Annotated in this window: 22 protein-coding genes and 1 riboswitch; of the genes, 12 read left to right on the top strand and 10 right to left on the bottom strand. The window is 54.1% G+C overall.

Translation table 11 applies throughout. The features are described 5' to 3' along the window. Positions 1-70: 70 nt before the first annotated feature. Positions 71-1,504, top strand: a complete 1,434-nt coding sequence (locus AAFJ72_RS20405; protein WP_122902936.1) for an NAD(P)/FAD-dependent oxidoreductase — start codon at positions 71-73, stop codon at positions 1,502-1,504. 110 nt (positions 1,505-1,614) lie between these two features. Here AAFJ72_RS20405 and AAFJ72_RS20400 read toward each other — a convergent pair whose 3' ends face one another. After that, positions 1,615-2,031, bottom strand: coding sequence for a MarR family winged helix-turn-helix transcriptional regulator (locus AAFJ72_RS20400; protein ID WP_122902935.1), 417 nt, complete (start codon positions 2,029-2,031; stop codon positions 1,615-1,617). A gap of 203 nt (positions 2,032-2,234) precedes the next feature. After that, a complete protein-coding gene (locus AAFJ72_RS20395) occupies positions 2,235-2,858 on the bottom strand; it encodes a DUF3298 and DUF4163 domain-containing protein (RefSeq protein ID WP_122902934.1) in 624 nt (207 codons plus the stop codon). Between the two features lie 163 nt (positions 2,859-3,021). Here AAFJ72_RS20395 and AAFJ72_RS20390 point away from each other — a divergent pair, with 163 nt between their 5' ends. Both AAFJ72_RS20390 and AAFJ72_RS20385 read left to right on the top strand, forming a co-directional pair. Next, a complete protein-coding gene (locus AAFJ72_RS20390) occupies positions 3,022-4,497 on the top strand; it encodes a methyl-accepting chemotaxis protein (RefSeq protein ID WP_432775488.1) in 1,476 nt (491 codons plus the stop codon). Positions 4,498-4,575: 78 nt separating this feature from the next. Next, positions 4,576-5,301, top strand: a complete 726-nt coding sequence (locus AAFJ72_RS20385; RefSeq protein ID WP_432777229.1) for a nucleoside phosphorylase — start codon at positions 4,576-4,578, stop codon at positions 5,299-5,301. 61 nt (positions 5,302-5,362) lie between these two features. Here the strand turns inward: AAFJ72_RS20385 and AAFJ72_RS20380 are convergent, their stop codons facing one another. After that, entirely contained in the window at positions 5,363-5,686 is a 324-nt protein-coding gene (locus AAFJ72_RS20380) for an ArsR/SmtB family transcription factor (protein WP_122902931.1), read from the bottom strand. Between the two features lie 24 nt (positions 5,687-5,710). Continuing rightward, entirely contained in the window at positions 5,711-7,465 is a 1,755-nt protein-coding gene (locus AAFJ72_RS20375; protein WP_432775486.1) for a SulP family inorganic anion transporter, read from the bottom strand. 286 nt (positions 7,466-7,751) lie between these two features. Between AAFJ72_RS20375 and AAFJ72_RS20370 the strand changes: the two genes are divergently transcribed. Next, positions 7,752-8,480 carry a glycerophosphodiester phosphodiesterase gene (locus AAFJ72_RS20370; RefSeq protein ID WP_432775485.1) on the top strand — a complete coding sequence of 243 codons (729 nt, stop codon included), beginning with the start codon at positions 7,752-7,754 and terminating at the stop codon, positions 8,478-8,480. Between the two features lie 58 nt (positions 8,481-8,538). Here the strand turns inward: AAFJ72_RS20370 and AAFJ72_RS20365 are convergent, their stop codons facing one another. Further along, the gene (locus AAFJ72_RS20365) at positions 8,539-10,527 is read right to left on the bottom strand and encodes a methyl-accepting chemotaxis protein (protein WP_122902922.1); all 1,989 of its coding nucleotides are present in this window, start codon (positions 10,525-10,527) and stop codon (positions 8,539-8,541) included. Between the two features lie 127 nt (positions 10,528-10,654). Further along, positions 10,655-12,373, bottom strand: a complete 1,719-nt coding sequence (ggt, locus tag AAFJ72_RS20360; RefSeq protein WP_122902921.1) for a gamma-glutamyltransferase — start codon at positions 12,371-12,373, stop codon at positions 10,655-10,657. 174 nt (positions 12,374-12,547) lie between these two features. Continuing rightward, positions 12,548-12,636, bottom strand: a riboswitch (cyclic di-GMP riboswitch). A gap of 222 nt (positions 12,637-12,858) precedes the next feature. Between ggt and AAFJ72_RS20355 the strand changes: the two genes are divergently transcribed. The 3 genes from AAFJ72_RS20355 (at position 12,859) to AAFJ72_RS20345 (ending at position 16,711) form a co-directional block, all read left to right on the top strand. Beyond that, positions 12,859-13,476 (top strand): SET domain-containing protein, encoded by a 618-nt coding sequence (locus AAFJ72_RS20355; protein WP_122902920.1) that lies wholly within the window; start codon positions 12,859-12,861, stop codon positions 13,474-13,476. Between the two features lie 84 nt (positions 13,477-13,560). Then, positions 13,561-15,228: a glutamine--tRNA ligase/YqeY domain fusion protein gene (locus AAFJ72_RS20350; protein WP_432775484.1), complete on the top strand. Its 1,668-nt coding sequence runs from the start codon at positions 13,561-13,563 to the stop codon at positions 15,226-15,228. Positions 15,229-15,376: 148 nt separating this feature from the next. Then, entirely contained in the window at positions 15,377-16,711 is a 1,335-nt protein-coding gene (locus AAFJ72_RS20345; RefSeq protein WP_432775482.1) for an APC family permease, read from the top strand. A gap of 94 nt (positions 16,712-16,805) precedes the next feature. On the opposite strand, the gene AAFJ72_RS20340 is transcribed toward AAFJ72_RS20345, so the two are convergent. After that, entirely contained in the window at positions 16,806-17,501 is a 696-nt protein-coding gene (locus AAFJ72_RS20340) for a hypothetical protein (protein WP_432775480.1), read from the bottom strand. Between the two features lie 155 nt (positions 17,502-17,656). Between AAFJ72_RS20340 and AAFJ72_RS20335 the strand changes: the two genes are divergently transcribed. The 4 genes from AAFJ72_RS20335 to AAFJ72_RS20320 all read left to right on the top strand — a co-directional run bounded on the left by AAFJ72_RS20335 (position 17,657) and on the right by AAFJ72_RS20320 (position 23,058). Next, positions 17,657-18,400 (top strand): gluconate 2-dehydrogenase subunit 3 family protein, encoded by a 744-nt coding sequence (locus tag AAFJ72_RS20335; protein WP_122902916.1) that lies wholly within the window; start codon positions 17,657-17,659, stop codon positions 18,398-18,400. Positions 18,401-18,419: 19 nt separating this feature from the next. Beyond that, on the top strand, positions 18,420-20,135 hold the full coding sequence (locus tag AAFJ72_RS20330; RefSeq protein ID WP_432775479.1) for a GMC family oxidoreductase: 1,716 nt from the start codon (positions 18,420-18,422) through the stop codon (positions 20,133-20,135). Between the two features lie 220 nt (positions 20,136-20,355). Continuing rightward, complete coding sequence (locus tag AAFJ72_RS20325) at positions 20,356-21,567, top strand: trans-sulfuration enzyme family protein (protein WP_432775478.1); 1,212 nt, start codon at positions 20,356-20,358, stop codon at positions 21,565-21,567. 36 nt (positions 21,568-21,603) lie between these two features. Further along, positions 21,604-23,058, top strand: coding sequence for a sigma-54 interaction domain-containing protein (locus AAFJ72_RS20320; protein WP_432775477.1), 1,455 nt, complete (start codon positions 21,604-21,606; stop codon positions 23,056-23,058). A gap of 72 nt (positions 23,059-23,130) precedes the next feature. Here AAFJ72_RS20320 and AAFJ72_RS20315 read toward each other — a convergent pair whose 3' ends face one another. Then, positions 23,131-23,646: a stalk domain-containing protein gene (locus tag AAFJ72_RS20315; protein ID WP_432775475.1), complete on the bottom strand. Its 516-nt coding sequence runs from the start codon at positions 23,644-23,646 to the stop codon at positions 23,131-23,133. A 225-nt stretch (positions 23,647-23,871) separates the two neighbouring features. On the opposite strand from AAFJ72_RS20315, the gene AAFJ72_RS20310 reads away from it, so the two are divergent. After that, a complete protein-coding gene (locus tag AAFJ72_RS20310) occupies positions 23,872-24,558 on the top strand; it encodes a uracil-DNA glycosylase (protein WP_432775474.1) in 687 nt (228 codons plus the stop codon). Positions 24,559-24,618: 60 nt separating this feature from the next. Here the strand turns inward: AAFJ72_RS20310 and AAFJ72_RS20305 are convergent, their stop codons facing one another. Beyond that, complete coding sequence (locus tag AAFJ72_RS20305) at positions 24,619-25,260, bottom strand: thiamine diphosphokinase (RefSeq protein WP_432775473.1); 642 nt, start codon at positions 25,258-25,260, stop codon at positions 24,619-24,621. Between the two features lie 14 nt (positions 25,261-25,274). Then, complete coding sequence (locus AAFJ72_RS20300; protein WP_122902908.1) at positions 25,275-25,700, bottom strand: 2Fe-2S iron-sulfur cluster-binding protein; 426 nt, start codon at positions 25,698-25,700, stop codon at positions 25,275-25,277. Between the last annotated feature and the right edge of the window lie 54 nt (positions 25,701-25,754).

Genomic DNA, 25,754 nt, shown 5'->3' with positions numbered 1-25,754 from the left:
GACTGCACAAGAGCAATCAACGCTTGTTAAAAGCCTAGTATTCCAACATGCTTACGGGGAGGAACTGGAAGTGAAAAAATACGATGTGATTGTAGTGGGCGCAGGACCAGCCGGAATTTTTACATGCTATGAGCTGACGCGAAAAGCGCCGGATGCCAAGGTGCTTTTGATTGATAAAGGGCACGACATTTACAGCCGACGCTGTCCGATCCTGGAGGAAAAGATCAAGCTCTGTCCGCCGCCTGCCGGGAAAAAGAGCTATGCAGGCTGTCTGCCGGCTTGCTCGATCACCAGCGGTTTTGGTGGGGCAGGCGCCTACAGTGACGGCAAATTCAACATCACGACCGAGTTCGGCGGCTGGATGACGGATTACCTCAGTCCTTCCACCGTGCTTGGCTTAATCAAATACGTCGACGAAATCAACCTGAAGCATGGCGCGACCCACACCATTACCGATCCGACGACAGAGACGATCAAAAGTATCGAGCAGCGCGGATACGCGGCAGGGCTCAAGCTGCTCCGCGCGCAGGTGCGCCATTTGGGTACAGAGCAAAACCTGGAAATTTTGCAGTCGATTTTTGAATACTTGAAGGAACGGATCGACATGAGGTTCAAGGCCGAGGTCGAGGACATTGTGACGGTCAAGGAAGACGATGGGCATCGCGTCAAGGGGGTCGTCCTGAAAAGCGGCGAAGAGTACGAGGGCGATTTCGTCGTGATCGGCCCTGGGCGGGACGGCTCGGCATGGCTGACCGAAATCCTGAAAAAGCGCCGCCTGAAAATGTACAACAACCAGGTGGACGTAGGGGTGCGCGTGGAGACGTCCGATGTCGTCATGCGGGAAATCAACGAGCATTTGTACGAGGGCAAGTTTATTTTCAACACCTCTGTCGGCACACGGGTGCGCACATTTTGCAGCAATCCGTCCGGGCACGTCGTCGTGGAAAACCACAGCGGGGTCATGGCGGCAAACGGGCACTCCTACAAAGACCCGGCGCTCGGCTCGACCAATACGAACTTCGCGCTGCTCGTCTCTCATACGTTTACGGAGCCTTTTGACAAGCCGAACGAATACGCGCGCGAAATATGCAAACGCGCAAACGATTTGTCCAACGGCGGTGTGATCGTGCAAAAGTACGGCGATATTTTGCGGGGGCGCCGCTCTACGGAAAGGCGGATCAAGGAAGGGTTCCTGGAGCCGACCTTGAAGGAAGCGGTGCCGGGCGATCTCGGACTGGTGCTGCCCTACAATACGATGAAAAGTCTCATCGAGATGGTGGAAGCGCTGGACAAGGTGACACCGGGGATTGCCTCGGAGCACACGCTGTTTTACGGCGTCGAAGCGAAGTTTTACTCGGCCCGTCCGAAGCTGACCGAGGAGTTTGAGACGGAAATCAAAGGACTGTTCTGCGGAGGCGACGGGGCAGGGATTACGCGCGGACTGGCGCAGGCAGGTGCGGCAGGCGTCTGGATGGCTCGCAGCATCGTCAAGCGGCTCAACTAAAAAGCAAATCCGACAGGCAAAACAGGGAAAGGGCTTCTACCTGAGCAAAAGCCGCTTGGCTGCTCAGAAGTAGAAGCCCTTTTTTCGTGAGGTCGTATCAACACACAAGCCTATGCCAGCGTACTCAAATTTTCCGTCATCTTTTTCAGCACGCGGTTGAAGACAGCAAGCTCGTTCTCGTCCAGATCGCGCAAAGCAACCGCCTCCAAATCACGCGCTGCTTGCAGCCATTGGGGGAAACGCTCCATCGCGGCAGGCGAGAGCGACACGTACCGTTCGCGCTTGTCGTCACCCTCGGAGCGGATGATCCAGCCCATTTCCTCCAGCCGGGTCAATGTCCGGGTAATGGTCGGAGCCTCTACGTTCAGGTAGTTGCTGAGCTGCACCTGTGTCAAGGAATTGCGGTAATGCAGGCAGAGAATAATGCTCCATTGCGAGCTATATAATCCCATCGGGGACATGATTCCATTCAATGTTTTACTGAAGACTCTGGCAGCTTGACCGATCTTGTGACCGTAGTGTTGCATGATAATCAGACCTCCAGGGAAAGCTGGTTCGTTATATCAAGCGCTTGATTGCGTAAGTAAACAGTTACCATTAACATAGTAGCAATTCAGATTATATAAGTAAATGTTTATTCGAGTGCAAAAGAAGGCATTTTTCTGACAAAAATAAAGCTGATGCCGTTTCAAAGGCGTCAGCTTCGGGAAGAAAGGATAAGGAAGGCTTGTTAGTTGGCAGCCAAAATACCGAGCGGTCCGTTTTCATCCATGAGTGGCTCCAGTTCGTAGACGGAGATGGGAAACATCGGGAAGCCCACAAAGTACGGGGTGATCTCGTACAACTGGAAGTAGATGACCAGTGATTTGTCGGCAAGGTAAAAGTCTTGATCGGGCCTGATCGTAGTAAACCCGTTCAGCGTCGGAATCTGCCGCTCCTGGATCTGGCGTTTGATGTTTGCTGACAGGACATTGACGTAGTCGCTGTCCGGTTTGAACAGTTCACGCAGCGTGTAGAGCTTGCCTGTAAGGATATTGGCTGTCACAGACCCGAGAAAGGTCATGCCGTGGGCCATTTGCGGCGTGTACGCGTAATTGCTCATGGTGACGCTGAAAATGCCGCGTTCGTTCGTTTTGATTTCGTAGCTTCCTTGCATTTGGGTATTTCCCGGTATTTGTACCCGTTGCTGCTCATGAATCAAGCCCTGTACCGTTTGCAAAATGGCACGGTTGATCTCTTTTTCTGCTTGCTGATTGGCTAGCCCGGCCAACTGCGGGTAGTAAATCGTCGTATTGGGACGTTGGATCGTTCGCGTCAGCACGGTGGCTGGCAAAAGATTGCGTTGTTCTTCCACGGTTTGTAGTTCCTTTCCAGATGTCTTAAAATGAGGGGGATAATCGTAGCCTATTCTTCACTTGTTTTCGCTGTTCTCACTTTATTCACAAATTTGGCAATCCGGGCGCGATATAATGGAAAAAGAGAACGGTACATAAGTAGTAAGGAAAAGGGGGGCATTTATGATTCAATTGGTTCGCAACACGTTAACGGACAAAGAAGGATTTATGATTTTTATCCTATGGAACCATTTGTGGATGGCGGGACTGATTGCCTATCAATCGGATGTTAATTTCTGGAAAGTAACATCCCTTGGCTTACTGGTCACCCTTGTTGTTTCGCCTTTTTACTTTGTGAAAAGAGACAGTCATGTCATTCGCTATCTGGTAGCGATCGGATTCATGTTTTACGCGATTTCGTTCGACCATTTCACGACGTATCCCGAGGTTACGTTCCTTGCTTTTGTCGTGATGGGTTTTCTCGCGGCTTATCTGGATTGGAAACTTATCGTGACAGCGGGAATTGCGCAAATTATTGTGACGCTGGTTGGGTTCTACACGGGATCGTACGAGATTTTCAGCGGTGATTTTACTGAACTGAATCTGGTGCTGCGCATCGTGGCTATTCTAATGATGATGGGAGCGCTGACGTACCTCTGTCTGGCGGGACAAGCTTCCTTGCAGAAGGCGAATATCGCCCGCCAGGAAGCGGAAGAAAAAGAACGCCGACTGGAAGAACTGCTCGACCATATCAAGCAGATGACCGAGCAGATCGACCGTACGACAGAGCACGTACATACCCATGCCGAAGGAACGAAGCGCAATACAGATGACATGATGGTTGCCTTCAAGGAAGTGGCGACAGGCATGGAGGCACAGGCCAACTCCACGGTCAAGATCGAGGAAGAAGTGCAGTCGATCGACCAGGAGATCGTCGAGGTTACTACGCAGACGGACGCGATGAAAAGCGAATCCGATCAAAACAACCGCCGCCTGAAGGAAAGCGTCGACATGATGAACGAGCTTTCAGAGCAAATGGAACAGATTGTTTCTGCCGTCAATGTGGCTGCGGCGACGATTCACCAGTTGAACCGCCAGGCCAATCGGGTCGAGGAAATCGTCGGAGCCATCAACCAGATTGCGACGCAAACGAACCTGCTGGCGCTCAACGCCGCCATCGAGTCGGCGCGTGCAGGCGAGCACGGCCGCGGCTTCGCCGTGGTGGCAGACGAGGTGCGCAAGCTGGCGGAGCAGAGCGCAACCGCTACACAGGAAATTACCGAGATTCTCAAATCACTCCATCAGGAAAGCGAGAACGCCGTCCAGCATATCAGCACCGGAGAAGCTTCCGTGGCAAAAGGCCAGGAGCTGGCCGTGAAAACCGTCGCGGCGATCGAGGCAGTGCGCTCCGGCATGATGGCTTTCCTGGAAGCAGCAGAGCACGTCAGCTCCAGCATGAACCGGGTAAAAACACGCTCCGGCGAAGTGGCGATGGAAATGTCGACCATTACTGCCGTCACCGAGCAGTCGGTTGCCAATCTGGAGGAACTTTTCGCCACAGCGGAAGACCAGCATCAAAAGGTGCGGGAAATTACCGAAGAGCTGGGTGAGTTGAACAAGCTTTCGCATCGGCTGCAGGAAACGTTTCACAGACAATAGGCGCCACAACTGGATAGTTTTCAGCTCCTTATCGAGAGCGGCGGAGGGACTGGCCCGATGAAGAAGGAGTGGATTGAGATGCTGACCAATCTGAAAGTAGATCCAAAGCAATTGCCAAAACGCGTCATCGTCTGCGGCGATCCAAAACGCGCCGCCATGATTGCCGCAAGACTGGAGGGTACGCGGCAAATCGGGGAAAACCGCGAATACCACAGCTATGCCGGAAGCTGGAAGGGTACCGAGGTAGCGGTTGTCAGCCACGGCGTCGGTGCGCCTGGAGCGGCTGTGTGCTTTGAAGAGCTGGCGAAGGGTGGCGTTCAGGTCATCATCCGCGTCGGGACGGCCGGATCGTATCAACCGCAAATCAAGCTGGGCAGCCTCGTCATCAGCACGGCTGCTGTGCGCCAGGACGGGCTGACGAGCCAGTTGGTTCCGCCCGGTTTCCCGGCTGTCGCCGACCGCCGCGTGGCAGAAGCGCTCGTGCAGGCAGCAAAAGCGCACGAAGCGGGGCTCGACATAGCGGAAGGCATCACGCTGACGCTCGATGTTTTCTACAACGGCGTCCTGGAATTTCCGCACAAGCTATATCAAAAAGCAGGGGTACTGGCTGCCGAGATGGAAAACTCCGCGCTGTTCGTCATTGCCGCCTTGCGTGGCATGAAGGCCGGGGCGATCCTTGCGATTGACGGCTACGCCGATGCCGACCTGCTGGCGTCGTACAACCCGCACACAGAGACAGTGGCCAAAGCAATTGAAGCAGAGGCGCTGATTGCGCTGGATGCACTGGTGTCCGTATCCGCATAAAAATGAAACAGGCCCAGGACGATGAAAAGTCCTGGGCATTTCTTTTTCAAAACGACAGCCGCTATTCATTGAAGCGATCCAGCATCTCGATCGTGTCAATCAGGTGGTTGTTGAAAATTTGCCGGGCAACGCTGAGCAATTCAATAATCATCGGATCGCGCAAGGAATACGTCACCTTGTTTCCGTCCTTTGTTCCGTACACGATGTTGTTGTTGCGCAAAATGGCCAGTTGCTGGGAAACGGCCGAGCCTTCGCTGCCGATGAGCGTTTGCAGTTCGTTTACGTTTTTGTCTCCCTCCGCCAAGAGCTCCAGAATCCGAATCCGCAGGGGATGACCCAGTGCCTTGAAAAAATTCGCTTTAAATTGCTGTAGCTCCAAATTCAATAGCAGTTTCCTCCGATCTTTTCGTCATACCGACATATGAGATGTTTGCTTCACGCAAGTCGTTTGCGAGTGCGGATCAGCCAGACTCGCGCATTCCCGGAAAGCAAAGTGCTTGCAGCCCAGACATTTGCCGACGTCCAGCCGACGAAGGGCGTACTCGATTGCATCTCCGGTGTGGTCGAAAAAGTGTGCTTCGCCGATGAGCGCAAAAAGTCCCGTGCGCTGCAAAACTTGTTTCGGTCCGTTCTGGATTCCTGAGACGAGAACCGTTGTGCCCTGGCTCATGCATTGCTGCACGATCCGCGACAAATTGGCCTCGCCCGTCATGTCCAGAAACGGGACTTTGCCCATTCGCAGCAACAACACCTTCGGCTGATGCTGCAATGTGCTCGTCAGAGAGCTTTCGAACAGATCGGCATCCCCGAAAAAGAGCGGACCCTCAATCGTGTAGATACTGATTTGCGGACAATCGTGCTGAGCCGTCACCATGTGAGGCATGACCTTCTCGTGCTTCAGGGAAGGGTCAGGCAATACTTTGGCTACTTGCAGGCTTTCGCGCATTCTTTTGATAAACAGCAGCACGGCAAGCACCAGCCCGACCTCGACGGCGGTAGTCAGATTCGTGAAGACAGTCAGCAAAAAAGTAATCAGCAGCACGAGAGAGTCGCTCGTCTTTGCTTTCAGGATGTGCGCAAATTCCTTGCGCTCGCTCATGTTCCAGGCGACCAGCATCAGGATCGGCGCCATGCTCGCCAGCGGAATGTGCGAGGCGTAAGGAGCGAGCAGGATGAGAATGAGCAGGACGACGATGCCGTGGACGATCCCGGACACAGGGGAGGTGGCTCCGCTGCGGATGTTCGTTGCGGTTCTGGCAATCGCGCCTGTCGCAGGGATTCCCCCGAAAAGCGGTGTCACGATATTGGCGATGCCTTGCCCGATCAGCTCCTGGTTGCTGTTGTGGCGACTGCGTGTCATACCGTCCGCCACAACCGCAGACAGCAAAGACTCTATCGCTCCTAGTATAGCAATGATGAGGGCAGGACTCAGCAGTTTTTGGACGCGCTCCAGCGTAATTTCAGGAAAATGGAAGCGGGGCAGCGCGCTCGGAATCTCCCCGAAGGTCGAACCGATTGTCGCGACTTTTCCTTCAAAAAAGAGGAAGGCAACAACGCTGGAAATGACCAGGCCGACGAGCGAGCCTGGAACATTTCGCACGAAGCGCGGCGTGATTAAAATAATGGCGAGACTCAAGACTGCCGTCGCTACGCTGTACAGGCTGATCGTATCCAGATGAATGACGATTTCTTTCATGTTGGACAAAAAGTCCTCATGCCGCTGCACCTGTGACAGACCGAGAAAATTGGCGATCTGCCCTGTAAAAATGATAACGGCAATGCCGGCGGTAAATCCGATGGTGACGGGGCGGGGGATAAATTTGATGAGCCCGCCAAGCCTCAGAACGCCCATCAGGACGAGAAGAATCCCGGCCATGAAGCCCGCGAGCAGCAAATCCTCGTAGCCGTACTGCATGACGATGGCAAACAAAATCGGGATAAACGCCCCGGTCGGCCCGCCAATCTGGTAGCGGGAACCGCCAAAGAGCGAGATGAGCGTACCTGCGATGATGGTGGTGTAAATCCCGTACTCCGGCTTGACGCCTGAGGCGATCGCGAATGCCATACCAAGCGGAATAGCGATAATTCCTACGATCAGCCCTGAAATGCAGTCTTTTCTGAATGCTTGCGTATTGTAGCCCTCAAATCTGGCGGCCCACTTCATGTAACAACCCTTCTTTTCGTATATTCGAATATTTGATTATTTGAATATAGATGGATAATACTCCTGTGCAGTGATTCTCGTCAATCGCATCCTTACAGGAATTTTGCCCTTTTTTTACAAATGCTTCATGTTGTCTTCATGCGGGTGCATTATCATGCAAACCACAACCGAATTGTTGACGGGATGGAAGAAAAATGCCAAATTTGACATGGGAGCAGCTACGGCTATCTACGACCGATGGCCCCTGGCTACAAAGAACGACACGCTACAGAGAGGAGCTCGCGACATGAACATATGTATGGCCCATCGCGGCTGGTCGGGCAAAGCACCGGAAAATACGATGGCGGCGATTCAACTGGCGCTGGCTGAGCCTGCGATCCAGGCGATGGAGATTGACGTGCAGTTGACGCGCGACGGTGTTCCGGTACTGATTCACGATTTTTCGCTGGAGCGCACGACGAACGGAAGCGGTCTGGTCAAAGACCACACGCTTGCGGAACTGCGCCAGCTCGATGCGGGCAACTGGTTTGACGAGAAGTTTGCCGGGGAAAAAATCCCGACGCTTGCGGAAGCGCTGGCGGCGATCAAGGGCCGCTGCACGCTGAACATCGAGTTGAAGGCCACAAGCGACATGTATCCGGGAATTGCCGAAAAGGTGCTGGCGCTGGTGGAGCAGTACGGAATGAAGCGGGAAGTGTATCTGACGTCGTTTGACCACGAACTGATTCGTCACGTGCGCACGCTCGATCAGGAGGTGCAGACCGGGCTGATCGTCTACGGCCGTCCCGTGCTCATGCTGGAGCAGCTTGAGGCGGCAGGGGCGAGCATCCTGTCCATGGGTTATCCGTACCTGACGCGAGAGCTGACAAAAGCGGCGATTGAGAGAGGGTTCAAGGTCGTAGCCTGGACGCTGGATAAGCCTGCGCATATTCAGGAAGTCATGTCCTGGCATCCAGAGGTGCAAATTTGCACCAACCATCCTGACCGGATGCTGAAAATGGGTAAACAAGCGTGAAAAAGAAGCCGTCGGGGAGAATCGGTCCCGACGGCTTTTGCGCGTTTTTTGGTTGATGCTAAATTTTGAATCGGCTTACATGCGATTGCAGTTCTTCTGCGATTCTCGCCAAAGAAGCAGCAGAGGAGTTTACTTCTTCCATGGCAGCCAGTTGTTCCTCGGTAGCGGCGGACACGCTCTGTGTTCCGTCTGCCGAGTTTTCAGCGACTTCCTCGATGACGCTGACCAATTCCACGACTTTTTCGGTTCCGGCCGTCATTTGCTCGGAGTGCACTTTCACTTCCTGGATCTGGCTGGCTACTTGTGCAACCGCATCCTGAATCTGTTCAAACGATTTTCCGGCGTTGTTCACTACCGTCAGGCCGATTGCGACTTCCTTGGTGCCTTGCTCCATTGACAGCACCGCCTGATTGGATTCCAGTTGAATCGTGGTAATCAGCTCTTTGATCTGTTGCGCCGATTGGGCGGATTGCTCGGCCAATTTGCGCACCTCGTCTGCTACCACGGCGAATCCGCGGCCTTGCTCGCCTGCTCTCGCGGCTTCGATTGCGGCGTTTAGCGCGAGCAGGTTGGTTTGCTCCGCAATCGCCGTGATGACCTGCACGATTTGCCCGATTTCCTGCGAGCTGTTACCCAGCCGTTTGACAATATCGGCGATGTTGCTGACCGTATTTTCGATGGAGTGCATCTGGCTGATGACGACTTGCAGCGCCTGATTGCCTTCTACAGCGATTTGGGAAGCGCTCATGGCGGATTCGTCCGCGTATTGGGCATTTGCGGCTACCTGCTTCGCCCCTTCTGACACCCTTTGCATGGCGTGTACGCTTTCTTCTACGCTTCGGACCTGTTTTTCCGCGCCGTAGGCCACTTCCTGGATCGTAACGGCGATCTGTTCCGTAGCCTTGCTGGTATGTTCCGCATTGACGGACAATTCCTCTGCGGAAGAGGCGAGGTCTGTAGCTGTATCGTTGACTTGCTGAATGATCGTGCGCAGGTTGTGCACCATCGTGTTTACCGACTGGGACAACTGCCCGACTTCATCCTGCGAGCGGATTTTCAGAGGTTGCACGGTTAGCTCGCCCTCGGAAATACGGTTGGCTACGGAAGCCACATCCACGATTGGGCGGGTGATTTGCTGGGAGATTACATACGCAACAGCGATGACCACAGCGACTACACCAAAGACGATGAACATGACGCTGTTGCTGATGGAAGAAACAGCACCCGTGATGGATTCAACCGGAATATGCAGATACAAGCCAAAGTTTGTTGTCGGAATCGGGGAGTAGGTGACGACGTATTCCTTGCCTTGATCGATGTAGCTGTAGGAGCCTTTTTCGGTTTTGTCTGCTTTCAAAATGTCCACTAAAGCCTGCGGCAGTGCTGATTCATCAAGCGGCTTGCCGATCAGCTCCTGGTTGGGATGGTACTGAATCTGGTGCAGTCTGTCCACCAGAATCGGGTAGCCGTCGCCGCCTGCATTCAAATTGGCCAGAAACATTGCTGTGAACTGGTCCACATTGACAAGCCCGGTCAGGACGCCAAGCGCTTCTTTGTTTTTTCCGGTGACAGGAGAAGCGACAATGATGGAGCGGTTTCCTGTTGTTTTGGCGACCAGGACATCAGAGAAGCTCGGTTTGCCCTGCATGCCATCTTTGAAAAATTGCCGCTCGCTAAGGTCAATCCCGATGCTTTTCGGAAACGTATCAGCGGATACTTTTCCGTCGCTGCCGATAAACGTGTTGCCGTCGTACAGCTTCATTTCTTCGGTAAACTTTTGGATGAACTCGTTTTTCGCTGCCGCGTCAGCGGATTGAATGTCTGAGGTGCGAGCCAAAACCTGAATTTCGGTCATGCGTCGGTCCAAATATTGATCCATCGCAAGTGCCGTACTGGAGGTCAGGTCTACATAAGAAGCTTTTTGCTTGTCGATCAGGATGGATGAAAAGCTGTTTGTAATATACAGAGAAACGACAGCAAGGGGAATGACTGCGACGGCGAGAAACCAAAGAATCATTTTATTCCTTAGTTTTTTGAGCAAAAACATAGGCTTTTCCCACCCCTATTTCGAGCTTGACAGCCGCTTTTTGCAAAAAGGATGCAGAAAGCGCTGCCTGTACAAAAGAGAAAGCACAGTCAGGCTGCCAAAGGAAATTCAGCAGCCTGACGAGCGATTAGTATCCCAGTGCCGCGCCTTCACCGCGAGGGTCAGCGCCGCCAAACTTCACATTTGTAACCGGGTCAATCAAGATAGCGCCGGACTGTCCCATTGCGTCGGTGAAGGCCGCTTCCAGCTTTTCGACCGGATGGCCGCGTTTCACCAGCTCATCCAGAACGTCTTGCGGAATCCGGCTTTCGACTTTCAGGTTGTTGGAGGCAGAGCCCCAGTTGCGGCCATGCAGCCATCTTGGTGCTTCGATCGCATCTTGTACACTGAAGCCGAAGTCGATGATGCGTGTGACGATTGCAGCCTGTGTTTGTGGTTGGCCTTCGCCGCCTTGTGTTCCGTAGAGCAGGTAAGGCTTGTCTCCCTTAAAGAGCATGGCAGGGTTAAGCGTGTGGAAGGTGCGTTTGCCTGGCTCCAGGTGGTTGACATGGTTCGGGTCCAGGGAGAAGTAGCTGCCGCGGTTTTGCAACAGAACGCCTGTGTCTTTGGCAACGATGCCGGAGCCCCAGTCAAAATAGTGGCTCTGGATTACCGACACGGCATTGCCGTCCTTGTCCACGACGCCAAACCAAGTCGTATCGCCTTTTGGATCGAGCGGCTCGACTGTTTTTGCTGCCTGTTTCATGTCAATGCGCGCTGCCAGTGCTTTTCCGTGCTCCTTCGACAACAGCTCGTCCACAGGAATATCTACGAATGCCGGGTCAGTCAGCCATTTGTCACGGTCGGCAAAAGCTTGCTTGGTCGCTTCAACGATGACGTGGTAGTAATCCGCTGTTCCTTCGCCCATGCTCTTGAGGTCAAAGTTGTTCAGCACGTTCAGAATCGAGAGGGAAGCCATTCCCTGAGAGTTCGGCGGCATGTTGTACGCTTTGTAGCCGCGATAGTCTACAGTGATTGGGTCTGCCCAGGTGGAGGTGTGCTTCTCGAAGTCTTTCAGCGTGAGTAGTCCGCCATTTTTTTGCAGGTCTGCTACGATTTTTTGCGCGACTTCGCCTTTGTAGAATCCGTCAGCACCTTTTTGGGCAATGATTCGCAGCGTTTTGGCAAGGTCCTTTTGCTTGAGAATCTCGCCTGCGGCGTACGGCTCTCCGTTCGGCTTCAGGAACGTTTTGCGGAAGCCCTCAAAGCGCTGGAGATTTTTCAGATCGTTGTCAGTAGGATCAATCGCGTATTGAGTCCAGTAAACCTGGTTAGGTGATACGGGATATCCGTTTTCAGCGTATCCGATGGCAGGCTCCAGCAGCTTGTGCCAAGGCAGCTTGCTGTTGCCCATGCTCTTGTGTGCGTAGTTGTAGGCTTCCCACCAGCCGGAAACAACGCCGGGAACGGTGTTGGCCGCCTCGTAGCCGCGGGAAGGAATTTTGTCATAGCCTTTGCTTTTGTAGTATTCGATGGTTGCTTTTTCGCCAGCTCGTCCACTGCCGTTCAGCGCTTTCAGCTCTTTTGTTTTGGCGTTGTAGATGAGCCAGAAGCTATCCCCGCCAATGCTTGTGTAGTGAGGGTAGACAACGGAGAGGGTAGAAGCTGCGGTAATTGCGGCGTCTACTGCGTTTCCACCGTCTTCCAGCGTTTTCAGGGCTGCAGCTGTAGCCAAATAGTGTGGGGTTGTGACCATTGCATTTGGCGACATGGATGTTGGGCGATTGGCAGCTTGGGCCGGAGCGAATGTTGTCAGCCCGATTGCCGCGCTCAATGCGACGGTAGAAAGTTTTTTCCACAATGACATCTGATGAAGCCTCCTTTGTATTTTTGTGAAAGGATTGCAACAATCTGACAGCTTTTTGCAGCCTCACCTCCTTAAAAAGATCCTGTATCTACAAAAATAGACAAAACTAGACATTTTTCGAGCACATAAAAAGACCAATGATATAGGATCATTGGTCTTGTCCTACATCAATACTTCGGTAGCTGGCTGGCATGGCCGCACGTGCGGAAGTAGCCCCTCTAGCTTTGCGTCGCCGGATTTCTCCGGGTTTGCCGTTTCGATATCAATGGATATATTGATGCAAATGGTACAGGAAAAATATCCTAAAACCCTTTTGTCAATACTATAGACGATTTGTCGATTTATGTAAATACGGAATTTACTTTTCCTTTAGAAATAAGGAAGGGTCAGGGAGGTATGTTTTTCACAGACATTCACACACCTTCGCTGGCGGAACTGCTTATGATGGGAAAAAGGCACATTTGCCAAGGAGTGAAACAACGACCATGATGCATCCCGATACAGAGCTTCGCTATATCAACGATGAGATCGGGTATGGTGTGTTTGCGACAAAATTGATTCCAAAAGGCACAATTGTCTGGGTCCAGGATGATCTCGATCAGGTATTGGACCCAGCCTTTGTGGAAAAACTGGACCCATTGAGAAAACAGGATGTGCTGAAATATTCGTTCAAAAACCAGTTCGGACAATACATTCTCTGCTGGGATAAGGCGCGGTTTGTCAACCACAGCTTCCATCCAACCTGTGTGGCGACGATGTACGATCTGGAGCTGGCGGCACGAGACATTTTGCCGGGTGAGGAACTGACTGATGATTACGGAACGCTGAACCTGGATGAACCGTTTGACTGCTTGCCGGAGCCGGGCACGACTCGCTCAAGGGTGATGCCTGACGACCTGCTTCGCTATTATCGCCAATGGGATGAGATTGCGGCAGCCGCCTTCGAACGATTCAATCAGGTTGAACAGCCGCTGCTCCACCTCGTACAACCGAGCCATTTGCAAACGATTCGCGGCATTACCGAGCAGCGCCGATCCCTCGACTCCATCATTTCGCTGTATTGCCAGCCACAGTCGCAATGGTCAAAAGAGCAGGAGTGGTAGCCGCAGCGGGCCGGACAACGGCCCGATTTTGTTGAACTCTGGGAGGAGAATCAGTATTATGGAATGTAAAGGTGAAGTGAAAGGTTGATTTCATTGGAAAACAAGGTAGCGTCATCCAACTTTATCCGCAACATCGTGATTGACGACCTGCAATCAGGCAAGGTCAAGGAAGTGATTACCCGCTTTCCGCCGGAGCCGAACGGGTATCTTCATATTGGACATGCAAAAGCCATCTGCCTGAACTTTGAGCTGGCAAGCGAATTCAAAGGCAAGGCTCACCTCCGTTTTGACGATACCAATCCGGTGAAAGAAGACACTGAGTACGTGGAAGCGATCAAAACAGACGTCAAATGGCTTGGATTTGAATGGGACGGGCTGTTTTTTGCCTCGGATTACTTTGAAGAGATGTACAAGCGTGCGGTGCTGTTGATTCAAAAAGGCAAAGCCTACGTGGACGATCTGTCTGCCGAAGAGATTCGCAAGCTGCGCGGAACGCTGACCGAGCCGGGTGTAGACAGTCCGTTCCGCAACCGTTCTGTGGAGGAAAACCTCGACCTGTTCGAGCGGATGCGCAACGGTGAGTTCAAAGACGGTGAAAAAGTGCTGCGTGCCAAAATCGACATGAGCTCCCCGAACATCAACATGCGCGATCCGGTTCTGTATCGTATTTCCCACGCGACCCATCACAATACGGGCGACAAATGGTGCATTTACCCGATGTACGACTTTGCGCATCCGCTGGAAGATGCGATTGAAGGCGTGACCCACTCGCTCTGCTCGCTCGAATTCGAAGACCATCGTCCGCTGTACGACTGGGTCATCAGCGAATGCGAGATGGAGCACGTTCCGCGTCAGTACGAGTTTGCCCGCCTGAACCTGACCAACACGGTCATGAGCAAGCGCAAGCTGAAACAGCTCGTAGACGAAAACATCGTCGATGGCTGGGACGATCCGCGCATGCCGACCATTGCGGGCTTCCGCCGTCGCGGCTATACACCGGAAGCGATTCGCGCATTTGCCCGTGAAATCGGGGTAGCGCGCAGCAACAGTACCGTCGACGCGAAAATGCTGGAGCATTTCATCCGCGAGGACCTGAAGCTGAAAGCGCCGCGCACGATGGCTGTGCTAAATCCGCTGAAGGTCGTCATTACGAACTATCCGGAAGGCCAGGTCGAGATGCTCGATGCGGAGATCAACCCGGAAAATCCGGAGATGGGACACCGCCAAATTCCGTTCTCCCGCGAAATTTACATCGAGCGGGACGACTTCATGGAAAACCCGCCGAGCAAGTATTTCCGCCTGTTCCCTGGCAATGAAGTTCGTCTCAAGCACGCCTACTTCATCAAATGCAACGACGTGGTGAAGGACGCGGATGGCAATGTCATCGAGCTGCATTGCACCTACGACCCGGAGACGAAGAGCGGCAGCGGATTTACAGGACGCAAGGTAAAAGGGACCATCCACTGGGTAGAGGCGAGCCAGGCTGTACCTGCCGAGTTCCGTTTGTACGAGCCGCTGATTCTGGAAGATGAGGATGCGGAAGGAAGCTTTCTGGACAACATCAACCCGAATTCCCTGGAAATCGTGAACGGATTCGTAGAACCGAACATGAAGGATACGAAGGCGCAGGACAAATACCAGTTTTTCCGTCACGGATACTTCAATGTCGATCCCAAGCATACGACGGCGGACAAGCTGGTCTTTAACCGGATCGTTTCGCTGAAAAGCTCGTTCGAACTGCCAAAAGCGTAGGACAAACGCAGGCTGTGACCAACACAAAAACGCTGTTGCGACATGGGGAAACCGTGTGCAACAGCGTTTTTTCATCAGGCCAAGCATGGAACTTTTCTCATTCGCGTGTATAATTATTCATGTTGCATCGCAAGAAGGAGGACAGGCAGTGAATGGGAGAGCAGAGCTTACACGCAGCTTGAAGTTGTGGCATATCGTCGTAATTGGCCTGGGGTACATGGCTCCGATGGCCGTCTTTGATACTTTTGGCATTGTTGCTGAAGAGACAGGAGGACATGTTCCTGCTGCCTACGCAGTGACGCTGCTTGCGATCCTGTTTACCGCCGCGAGCTACGGGAAAATGGTTCGCGCATTCCCGTCGGCAGGGACCGCGTACACGTACACGCAGCAAACGATTCATCCGTATGCGGGATTTTTGGTCGGATGGGCGTCGCTGCTCGATTATTTGTTTTTGCCGATGATTAACGCCCTGCTGACAGGGGTGTATTTATCGTCCGTCTTCCCCGAGGTGCCGACCAGGTGGTGGATTATCGGATTTATCGTACTGATTACGCTATTGAATGTGTTCCGCGTCACCGTGACGGCTTCCGTCAACTCGTTTCTCGTGCTGTTTCAAATCGCCTTTGTCGTTTTGTTTGCGGGGTTGTCCATTCGCGGCCTGGTTCAGGGAGAGGGGCTTGGGCACATATTCAACATTCAGCCGTTCTTCTCGCCCGATCTGTCTGTAGTCGCGTTGCTGTCGGGTGCCTCGATTCTTTGCTTTTCCTTTTTGGGCTTTGATGCCGTGACTACGCTGACCGAGGAAACGGTCGAGGCCAAAAAGACGATTCCCCGAGGGATTTTGCTGGTCGCGCTGGCAGGGGGAGCGCTGTTCATTACCGCTTCGTACTTTATGCAGTCGTTGTTCCCTGATGTTTCCGTATTGTCTGACCCGGAAGCTGCCTCGGCGGAAATTGCGCTGTTTATCGGCGGCTCCGTGTTTCAGCTTGTCTTTTTGGCGGCAGCCTTGTCGTCTACGCTCGCATCCGGGCTTGTGTCAGTTACCAGCGTCACGCGGCTTTTGTACGCGATGGGGCGGGATGGCTATTTGCCGAAAAAATGGTTTGGCTATGTGCATCCGAAGCTGAAAACGCCGCTTCTCAACGTCCTGCTGGTCGGGACGCTGATGCTGTCCGCCCTGTACCTGGACTTGTTGACCGCGACGTCGTTCATCAACTTCGGGGCGCTGATCGCCTTCAGCTTTGTCAACCTGAGCGTCATCGCCTTCTATCTCAGGTTCAAGCAGGATAGGAGCATCGCCGATTGGTGGGGCTACCTGCTCGCGCCGCTGATTGGTACGGCGTTTCTCGCGTTTTTATGGCTCAGCCTTGACACCCAATCCATGATGCTCGGACTTTTGTGGACGTTTGTTGGCCTTGTTTATTTGCTCTATCTGGTCAAAATCAAGGGGGCGCGGCTGGAGTTGGTGAAATTTGATGAGTAGAGGATCCGCTTCATTTGCTGATGGTGACGCATCCGCAGGAGACGGTGAAGGCATTGAAAGGGACAAGCGCGCTGCTTGTCCCTTTTGTCTATCGCTATCGCTTCGCCTCGCGGAAGAGCCTGTCCAGCTCGTCCGCCATTTTTTTGTCCCGGTTGTTGTCTCGCAAATACTTTTTCACTTTTTCCAGCGAGTCGATTCCTTTTTTTGAATGGACCGTCCATATTTTCGCATCCGTGCCGTACAGGCGCTCTACGACGGTGCGCGCCTGCGTGAACAAAGCGTCCCGATCACTGGTGCCGAGCACGCCTGTCGTGTTGGTTCTCGCCTTCGCCCCTGCGATGCCGTTTGCCGTATCGTTGCCTCTGCTGCTGCTGCCCGCATAGTTGCTCAGCAGGTGGGACTGCATCGGGTCCATCGAATTGATCGAAGCCTGGTTGGCAGTCGCCGGAGCAAGAAAAATCGCATCGCCGACGATCAATGCCTGGACGCCGTGCACTCCGGCTGCACCGAGCTGTGCTTCCAGCTTGGTCGAGGGGCCGCCGCTGTGCAGATGCGAACTGCCGATGGAGCTGTACAGGTTGTTGCCCATTCCGCTGAAAGTGGTGCCGTGTGCATTGGTTGTCAGCTTTTTGTCGCGGTCTACGCTGGGAATGACCGTCTCGCCCGCTCTGTCCGGATGTACGCTTTGTGTCCGGGCCGGTTCTTGCGGCGCAGCCTGGTTGTTGCAGGCAGCAAGCAGAAGCGCGATGCCCAATCCGGTGCTGCCCACCCATGTGCCTAAGCGTTTCATTGTAATCCCTCCAACTGGTGCTGTGTAAGTAACCATATCCTTTGTTTTCCTCTGGAAACTATGTGTGGAGCATGTTGGGAAAATTTCCGGAAAATACGTTTAGCCTGTCGGAAAAATGCGCAAACCAAGGGGAGAGATAACAGGAGGTGGTAGGATTGGCAGAATCAAACAACAAATATGAGCAGCCAGTGTCACGGCGACACTTTTTGAAAAACACAGGCCTGGTGCTCGGTGGACTGGTCGTCGGGGGAGTGGCAGGCAGTCTGCTCCGCAGGCCGGAAGCACCACAGCAGCCGGGAGCGGCACCGGCTCCTGCTGCCGATTACAATCAGGCGCTGATGTATTTCAGTCCCGAGCAGTTCAAGGTAGTGGAAGCCGCATGCGAGCGAATTTTCCCAGAGGACGAGCTCGGCCCGGGGGCAAAGGCGCTCGGCGCGGCTTACTTTATCGACCACCAGTTGGCAGGCGACTGGGGGTTCAACGCCCGCGAATACATGCAAGGTCCTTTTTATCCGGGGGAAGCGACCCAGGGCTATCAGGGCAGGCTGAAGCGGCGGGAAATATTCGACATCGGGATTCAGGAGCTGAACAACTACAGCCAGTCAACATATGGCAAACGTTTTTACGAGATTACGCCTGAGCAGCAGGACGCCGTGCTGAAGGCGTTTGAGACAGACGAGGTGAAGCTGACCGCGGTCTCCGCCAGCGCTTTTTTCAAAATGCTGCGCGCAAGCACAATCGAAGGAATCTACGCTGACCCGCTCTACGGCGGCAATAAAAACATGGACGGCTGGAGACTGAAAAATTTTCCGGGAAACCAGATGACCTATACACAGGTGATCGAGCAAGACAAATTCGTGAAAATGGAACCTTTGAGTTTGCGGGATCATCAACACTGACAGGACGGGGTGAAACAACATGGCCAGAAAACTGCCCAAAGTGGATGTCGTCATCGTGGGTGTAGGCTGGGGCGGAGGAATTATCGCCTCGGAGCTGACGAAGCAAGGGCTGACAGTCGTTGGACTGGAGCGAGGCAAAGAGCGGAAAACCGAAGACTACTTCATGGTCCACGACGAACTGCGCTACGCGCTCCGCTATGAAATGATGCAGGACTTGTCCAAGGAAACGATCACCTTCCGCAGCAACACCAACGTTCGCGCGCTCCCCATGCGCTCGTACGGCTCTTTTCTGATGGGAACGGGGCTGGGCGGAGCGGGCGTTCACTGGAATGGCCACACGTTCCGGTTTTTGCCGTACGATTTTGAGATACGCAGCAAGACGATCGAACGCTATGGCGAAAAGAAAATTCCCGAGGGCATGACGCTTCAGGATTGGGGCATCACGTACGATGAACTGGAGCCTTACTTTGACAAATTCGAGCAAATGGCGGGCATTTCGGGAGCAGAAAATCCGCTCGGGGGCAAACGTTCCAAACCGTACCCGACGCCGCCGATGAAAATGACGCCGAGCTTGAAAATGTTTGAGGAAGCGGCGAAAAAGCTGAATTTGCATCCGTACCCGCTTCCGTCCGCTAACCTGTCGGAAGCGTACACCAATCCGGACGGCATTTCCCGGGCTGCCTGTCAATATTGCGGCTTTTGCGAGCGGTTTGGCTGTGAATACGGCGCGAAGGCAGACCCGGTTGTCACGGTCATTCCCGTGGCGAAAAAGACCGGGAAGTTCGAAATTCGCACGCATTCCCACGTGCGCCGCATTTTACATACAGGCAACAAAGCGACAGGCGTGCTGTACACGGATGTGACGACGGGCGAGGAAATCGAGCAGCCCGCAGATATTGTGGTGCTGACCAGCTATGTGTTCAACAATGCCCGCTTGCTGCTGCTGTCCAAGCTGGGCAGACCGTACGACCCGAATACAGGCAAGGGCGTCATCGGGAAAAACTACTGCTACCAGGTCATGCGCGGCGGAGCGACTGGCTTTTTCGAGGACAGAGAGTTCAACAACTACGCTGGCGCAGGTTCGCTCGGCATGGTGCTCGACGATTACAACGGCGACAATTTTGACCATTCCAACCTGAATTTCCTGCACGGGGCAAACATCAGCGTCTCCCAGTACGGCCAGCGCCCGATTGCCAACAACACGGTTCCGGAAGGCACGCCGAGCTGGGGCAAGGAGTTCAAGGCCGCTTCCCTCAAATACGCGAACCGGACGATCAACGTCGGGGCGCAGGGAGCTTCCTTGCCGTTCCGCCATCATTTCCTCGATCTCGATCCGACGTACAAAGACGTCTTTGGCGATCCGCTGATGCGGATTACATTTGACTTCGAGGAACAGGACAGGCAGTTGGCCGCCTTTATGTCCGAGAAATGCGGGGAGCTTGCCAGGGAAATGGGCGCCAGCAAAGTGGAGGTGCGCGGCAAGCTGGGGCCTTACGATATTACCCCGTACCAATCGACGCACAATACAGGCGGGGTCATCATGGGGGCCACGCCGGAAACATCTGCGGTCAACAACTACTTGCAAATGTGGGACGTGGAAAACGTGTTCGTCGTCGGCGCTTCCGCCTTTGCGCACAACAGCGGCTACAACCCGACAGGCACGATGGGGGCGCTCTCGTACCGTGCGGCAGAAGGCATTTTGAAGTACCACAAGAGCGGCGGCATCCTCGTCTAAGCCGTTTTTTACCCATGCAAAACTTCATTGTCAGCTTTGCGAAAAAGTCGTTGGTGTATCTGACGGCTTTTTTGCGTTTGCGGTCAAATCTTTTTGCAAAAATGCGAAGAAAACCCGGCATGAGCTGCGGAAAGGGGCGGTTTGATGCGCTTTTTTCGTTGGCACGCTCCTTGCTAATAACTTTTGTCAAAAGATGATCGAGAAAAAGGAGAGACGATAGATGAAGACAAACGGCTGGAAGCTGGACACCGCGATCATTCATACGGCTCAGGAGCCGTGCCAAAAGACAGGGGCAGTCGCGGCTGCCGTCGTGCCTGCGGTCGCCTATGCGTTTCCCGACGCGGATTCTGCTGCTGCCTGCGTGGCCGGAGAGCGGGAAGGGACGTATTACGGCAGGTACGGCAACCCGACGATTGCGACGCTGGAGCAAAAAATCGCCGCGCTCGAAAACGGCGAGGCCGCTTTGGGCGTATCGAGCGGCATGGCGGCCATTTCCGGGGCGCTGCTCGCCTTTTTGCAGCAGGGCGACCATGTGGTGTGTACACGGGACGTTTACGGCGGGAGCTACAAATTTCTGACGACGTTGGCTCCGCGCTGCGGGATCGCTGTCGATTTCGTCGATTGCACCGATTTGCAGGCGGTGGAGCGTGCGCTGCGTCCGAATACCCGTGTGCTCTACCTTGAGACGCCATCCAATCCGTGCCTGACCGTGCTGGATATTGCGGCGCTGTCCCGTCTGGCCCACGCGCGCGGGGTTGTCGTGATCGTGGACAATACGTTCATGACCCCGTACCTGCAGCGGCCGCTGGAACTGGGCGCTGACGTCGTCGTGCACAGCGCGACCAAATACTTGAACGGACACGGGGATGTCATTGCCGGGTTTATCGTCGCAAAACATGAGCAGATTCAGTTCATGAGAAAACACATTATGGGCGATTTGGGGCAAAACCTGAACGCCTGGGATGCGTTTCTGATTTTGCGCGGCTTGAAGACGCTCGGCTTGCGCGTTCGCCAGCATTGCCACAACGCCCAGGCTGTCGCGGAATTTTTGGCGCAGCACCCGGCGATTTCCCGCGTCTACTATCCCGGCCTTGCCTCCCATCCGCAGCACGAGCTGGCGAAGCGGCAGATGGCGGGAATGGGCGGAATCGTCTCGTTCGAGGTCAAGGGAGGGTACGAAGCCGCCAAATCTTTCATTAACGCGCTGCGTCTTGCTATGATATCGTTTAGCTTGGGAGATCCCGAAACGCTCGTCCAGCACCCCGCCTCGATGACGCATGCTTCTGTTCCCGTTGCAGACCGGCTTGCCTTCAATATCACGGACGGCTTGATTCGCCTGTCTACCGGGCTGGAGGATGCAAGCGACATTATTCATGATCTACAGCAGGCACTTTCCCGTGTGCCTGCGGCGGGGGCTACGGGCAGAGGGTAAGGAACGAAGGAACGCAACATGGCAGGAGGGCCGCTCATGACGGAATTTTCCCGGATAGAGGAGTTCATTCAATCGTACGCAGACAATATCGCCAAAGTGCTCGGGCTGGATGTCACGATCCTCGATGAGCAGGGAATACGGGTGAGTGGCACGGGCTACTATTCAGATCTGGTTGGCTTGCCTGCGCCGGAAGGTTCGTTTTTCCGGATGATTTTGCAGACCGGACAGCCGGGCATGATTTTTGACATGAAAAAGAACGACTCGCAGTGCATGAACTGCAAGTTTCTGCCGCAATGCCGGGAGCTGGCGACCATCGGTTTTCCGGTTCACAAGCGGGAAAAGACGGTCGGCGTGATCGGCATTATCGGGTTTTCCCCCGAGCAAAAGGAAAGGATGCTGCACCATTCGGAAAAATGGATGCCTTTTTTGCAGCATACGAGCGCACTGATCGAGCACAAGCTGCTGGAGCTGGACGCGGAGCGGGAAAAGGGCTGCAACATGCAGGAGGAAATGCCCCAGGCAACGCTCAGCCCGGTCTACTTCGCCCAGCTCATCGGCGCTGATACGGGCTTGCGCGATGTGATCGCCAAGGCGAAAAAAGTGGCGAACAGCATCTCAACGGTGTTGCTTCGGGGAGAGAGCGGAACGGGGAAAGAGCTGCTCGCCAAGGCGATCCACAGCGAGAGCCAGCGAGCCAGACAGCCGTTTGTCGCCGTCAATTGCGCAGCGATTCCCGAGACGTTGCTGGAAAGCGAGCTGTTCGGCTACGAGGGCGGAGCGTTCACAGGCTCGCGGCGCGAAGGCAAGCCGGGCAAGTTCGAGCTGGCGCACAAGGGCACGATTTTTCTCGACGAAGTAGGCGACATCCCGTTGTCGTTGCAGCCGAAGCTGCTGCGCGTCCTCCAGGAAAAAACGATTGACCGGGTCGGCGGGGTCAAGACGCTGGAGGTGGACGTCCGGGTCATTGCGGCTACGCACAGAGATTTGGAGAGCATGGTCAGAGAGGGGACGTTTCGCGAGGATTTGTACTATCGGCTGAACGTCATTCCGCTTCGCCTGAAGCCGTTGCGCGAACGGCGCGAGGACATCCCGCTTTACCTGCAGCATTTTTTGCATCGGTACAAGACGATTTTGCAAAAAGGCAAGCTGGAACTGGACGCCGGACTTGCCAGGCGGCTTGTCGCGTACGATTGGCCGGGAAATATCCGTCAGTTGGAAAATGCGGTGGAGTACATGGTCAACATGGCCGAGGGGCCGACGATTGGCGAGGCCGACTTGCCGGAGTATTTGCTCGCAGGCGAGGAGACGGTGAACGGGGAAAAGGCGGGAGTGGGACTGGAGCAGCTACTGGCTGATTACGAGCGCACCCTTTTGCAAAAGCATTTGGCGGACGGCGGCAGGCAGGGCAAGGACAAGGCGGCGATTGCCCGCGAACTGCAAATCAGCCTTTCTACGTTGTATCGGAAAATGGAAAAATACGAGCTTGATTGAACAGCGACGCGAAAAAGGACAGCGGCTCCCCCAAATGCCACTGTCCTTTTCGGTATATAGGATAAGTGCTGTTTACAGCAAAGATTTCACTTCGCCTGTGTTCGGATTCACCACGAACCAGCCGTATGTGCTGGTGTAGCTGTCGCCGGACTGGAAGTTGTTCACGACGGTTTGGTAAATATGAATGACATAATGGCCTTTTTCATCATCGTGGTCATATTCGACTACGTGTGCAGGAGTAAGGCTGGCGGCGTATTTCTTTTTGACCAGCTCGACTGCTTCCATTTTCGAGTACATTTTGGCAACTGGCAGCTTGCCGATGAAAATCGACTTTGTTTTGGCATCGTAAATGACGGATTTGTTCAGGTTTTCTGCTACGAAGCGGATGGGCACGTACACGGAGTTTTTGTACATGATGCCCTGGACATCGCTGTTTGGCGACTTGGGCACGCCGTCAAAGTAGTAGGTAAACGGCGTTTTCGTGCCTTCTGTCAGATCCGGATAGTTCGGAGCCGCGATTGCGATTCCTGAAAAGAGTGCGGAACCGACAACAATTCCCCCCAAAAATGATTTCAAGTCCCATTTCATGTCGAAAAACCTCTCCCTTTGTCTAAATCTTCCCAGAAAGTATTATGTCAAAGATCATGGGAGAAAAGCTATCAAGCGAGGGTAATAGGAAACATAGACTACGAATGGCAAAAAAGGTAGGACTGGAAGAGACAAGTCCCGGTTTGCGGCAGGACGAAGCGATGGTTCAGAGATCGGGCACTTTGTGTTAAGGTAATAGATAGAATAGCGGACAAGGTGAGGAAAATGGCAATATTGCATAACGACTGGGCGCCGATATTGGCGGAGGAATTCGAGAAACCGTACTATTTGAAGCTCCGTCAGATTTTGAAGGAAGAGTACCAGACGCGAACGATTTACCCGGACATGTATCATATTTTTACAGCGCTCCACCTGACAAGCTACGAGCAGGCGAAAGTAGTCATTTTGGGACAGGACCCGTACCACGGGCCGGGACAGGCACATGGCCTGAGCTTTTCCGTCCGGCCGGGCATCAAGCCGCCGCCGTCGCTCGTCAACATATACAAGGAGCTGCAAAACGATCTGAATTGCACCATTCCCGAGCACGGTTACTTGAGTCACTGGGCCAAGCAGGGCGTGATGATGCTGAATGCCGTGCTTACCGTGCGGGCAGGTACCCCCAATTCGCACAAGGGCATCGGCTGGGAGCAGTTTACCGATCGGATCATCCATCTGTTGAACGAGCGCGAGAGGCCGCTTGTGTTCATCCTGTGGGGAAGGCACGCGCAGGAGAAGGCAGCTTTCATCGATAAAAAGCGGCATTGCATCATCGCTTCGCCGCATCCGAGTCCGTTCTCGGCCAATCGCGGCTTTTTCGGCAGCCGCCCGTTCTCTCGCGCGAATGCGTTTTTGCGTTCACAAGGAATGGAAGAGATTGATTGGCAGCTACCGCTGCGCGTCGAAGAAGAATAGGATGAAAAAAGATCTCCACCGTTGCTGTAACGGCGAAGATCTTTTTTTGTTGGGTGCGGCTCAATCCTTGCTTTTCATGACGAGCAAAAGACCTGTCGCTACGTCAATCGTTCCTGTCTGTTCGGTGAGCACGTTGCTGATGCCGAGTGTGTCGCCGATGCAGAGCGTGGCGTTCTCCAGCGGATACAAAAAGCCGCGCAACGTAATTCCGGTGACGTCTGCCGTCAAAGGCAGCAGGGAGACGTGCGTAAAATGATCCCGCTCGATGGTGCAGTGGCTGTCGACCAGGCGAATTTCATTTCGTTCATCGACAATCCGGCAGGGAACGTTTTCCCGCAAAGCCTTGCGCAGCAAGTGCACGTTGGCGAGCGTATGGTCGAAGCGCGAGCCAAGCACGCCGAGCAGTACGATTTCCGCTGGCTGCTGCTGGAGCGCCCAGATGAGCGCCATCTCGGTATCGGTCAAATCCTTCATCACGGGGTCGCATGAAGAGACGTGAAGGCTGCGGCGTTCGATTTCCGCCATTTCTTCGGCGGTGACAGAGTCGAAATCGCCAATTGCCAGGCGCGGCGCAAAGCCGTGGCGAACGAGGAACAGTGCGCCACGGTCGACGCCGACGAGCCAGTCGTCTGCGCGAATGTGGCGGATCGCCCAGTCACCGAGCCTCCCTCCTGCGAAAAGTAGGATACGTGTTTGTTTCATGCTGCTGCCACCTTTTAATCCCGTATCGTAGAGCGAAAAGTGCTTTGACAAGCAAGGCGATAGCCGGAGGCAAGCTGTTCGGCCAGCTTTTTTGCTTCCTGCTTGGTCGGAGCTTCGAGCAGAGAGCCGCCTGATACGACCAGGACGCGGCACTTCCCGCAATAGCCTTGCCGGCATTTGTAGGAGAGCGGCTGTCCCTGCGCGATTGCCGCTTGCAGCAGCGTCTGACAGGGGGCTTGTTCAACCGAAATCGTCCGGTCGTCCTGCTTGACCTGTACCTGCTTGCGCTGGATGGTAGTTTGGGGCTTGCCCGGAAGCCTGGAAAAGCTGCCAGCTCGCCTGGTTGTTTCCGGCATGTTGGCATGCACAGGAGCAGGGGCTGGCGTCTGCACGGGAGAGCGCCCGGCGATCAGAGAGCCTACGGTGAGCTGTTTGCGCATAGGAACCTCCCGGGTACGTGATTTTTTCCATCTTACCATGCGAAAAGCAGGCGT

This window comes from Brevibacillus gelatini, from assembly GCF_050920745.1.
GTDB classification, from domain to species: domain Bacteria; phylum Bacillota; class Bacilli; order Brevibacillales; family Brevibacillaceae; genus Brevibacillus; species Brevibacillus gelatini.
The sequence above is the reverse complement of the archived record's forward strand: the minus strand, read 5'-3'. Positions and strand labels throughout refer to the sequence as shown.

What these genes read in the sequence shown, in the direction of transcription:
- AAFJ72_RS20320 (WP_432775477.1), top strand. Translation starts at nt 21,604, where the DNA reads ATGACGGAATTTTCCCGGATAGAGGAGTTCATTCAATCGTACGCAGAC.
- AAFJ72_RS20305 (WP_432775473.1), bottom strand. Translation starts at nt 25,260, where the DNA reads ATGAAACAAACACGTATCCTACTTTTCGCAGGAGGGAGGCTCGGTGAC.
- ggt (WP_122902921.1), bottom strand. Translation starts at nt 12,373, where the DNA reads ATGTCATTGTGGAAAAAACTTTCTACCGTCGCATTGAGCGCGGCAATC.
- AAFJ72_RS20340 (WP_432775480.1), bottom strand. Translation starts at nt 17,501, where the DNA reads ATGAAACGCTTAGGCACATGGGTGGGCAGCACCGGATTGGGCATCGCG.
- AAFJ72_RS20315 (WP_432775475.1), bottom strand. Translation starts at nt 23,646, where the DNA reads ATGAAATGGGACTTGAAATCATTTTTGGGGGGAATTGTTGTCGGTTCC.
- AAFJ72_RS20365 (WP_122902922.1), bottom strand. Translation starts at nt 10,527, where the DNA reads ATGTTTTTGCTCAAAAAACTAAGGAATAAAATGATTCTTTGGTTTCTC.
- AAFJ72_RS20300 (WP_122902908.1), bottom strand. Translation starts at nt 25,700, where the DNA reads ATGCGCAAACAGCTCACCGTAGGCTCTCTGATCGCCGGGCGCTCTCCC.
- AAFJ72_RS20325 (WP_432775478.1), top strand. Translation starts at nt 20,356, where the DNA reads ATGAAGACAAACGGCTGGAAGCTGGACACCGCGATCATTCATACGGCT.
- AAFJ72_RS20385 (WP_432777229.1), top strand. Translation starts at nt 4,576, where the DNA reads ATGCTGACCAATCTGAAAGTAGATCCAAAGCAATTGCCAAAACGCGTC.
- AAFJ72_RS20370 (WP_432775485.1), top strand. Translation starts at nt 7,752, where the DNA reads ATGAACATATGTATGGCCCATCGCGGCTGGTCGGGCAAAGCACCGGAA.
- AAFJ72_RS20355 (WP_122902920.1), top strand. Translation starts at nt 12,859, where the DNA reads ATGATGCATCCCGATACAGAGCTTCGCTATATCAACGATGAGATCGGG.
- AAFJ72_RS20390 (WP_432775488.1), top strand. Translation starts at nt 3,022, where the DNA reads ATGATTCAATTGGTTCGCAACACGTTAACGGACAAAGAAGGATTTATG.
- AAFJ72_RS20310 (WP_432775474.1), top strand. Translation starts at nt 23,872, where the DNA reads ATGGCAATATTGCATAACGACTGGGCGCCGATATTGGCGGAGGAATTC.
- AAFJ72_RS20330 (WP_432775479.1), top strand. Translation starts at nt 18,420, where the DNA reads ATGGCCAGAAAACTGCCCAAAGTGGATGTCGTCATCGTGGGTGTAGGC.
- AAFJ72_RS20375 (WP_432775486.1), bottom strand. Translation starts at nt 7,465, where the DNA reads ATGAAGTGGGCCGCCAGATTTGAGGGCTACAATACGCAAGCATTCAGA.
- AAFJ72_RS20400 (WP_122902935.1), bottom strand. Translation starts at nt 2,031, where the DNA reads ATGCAACACTACGGTCACAAGATCGGTCAAGCTGCCAGAGTCTTCAGT.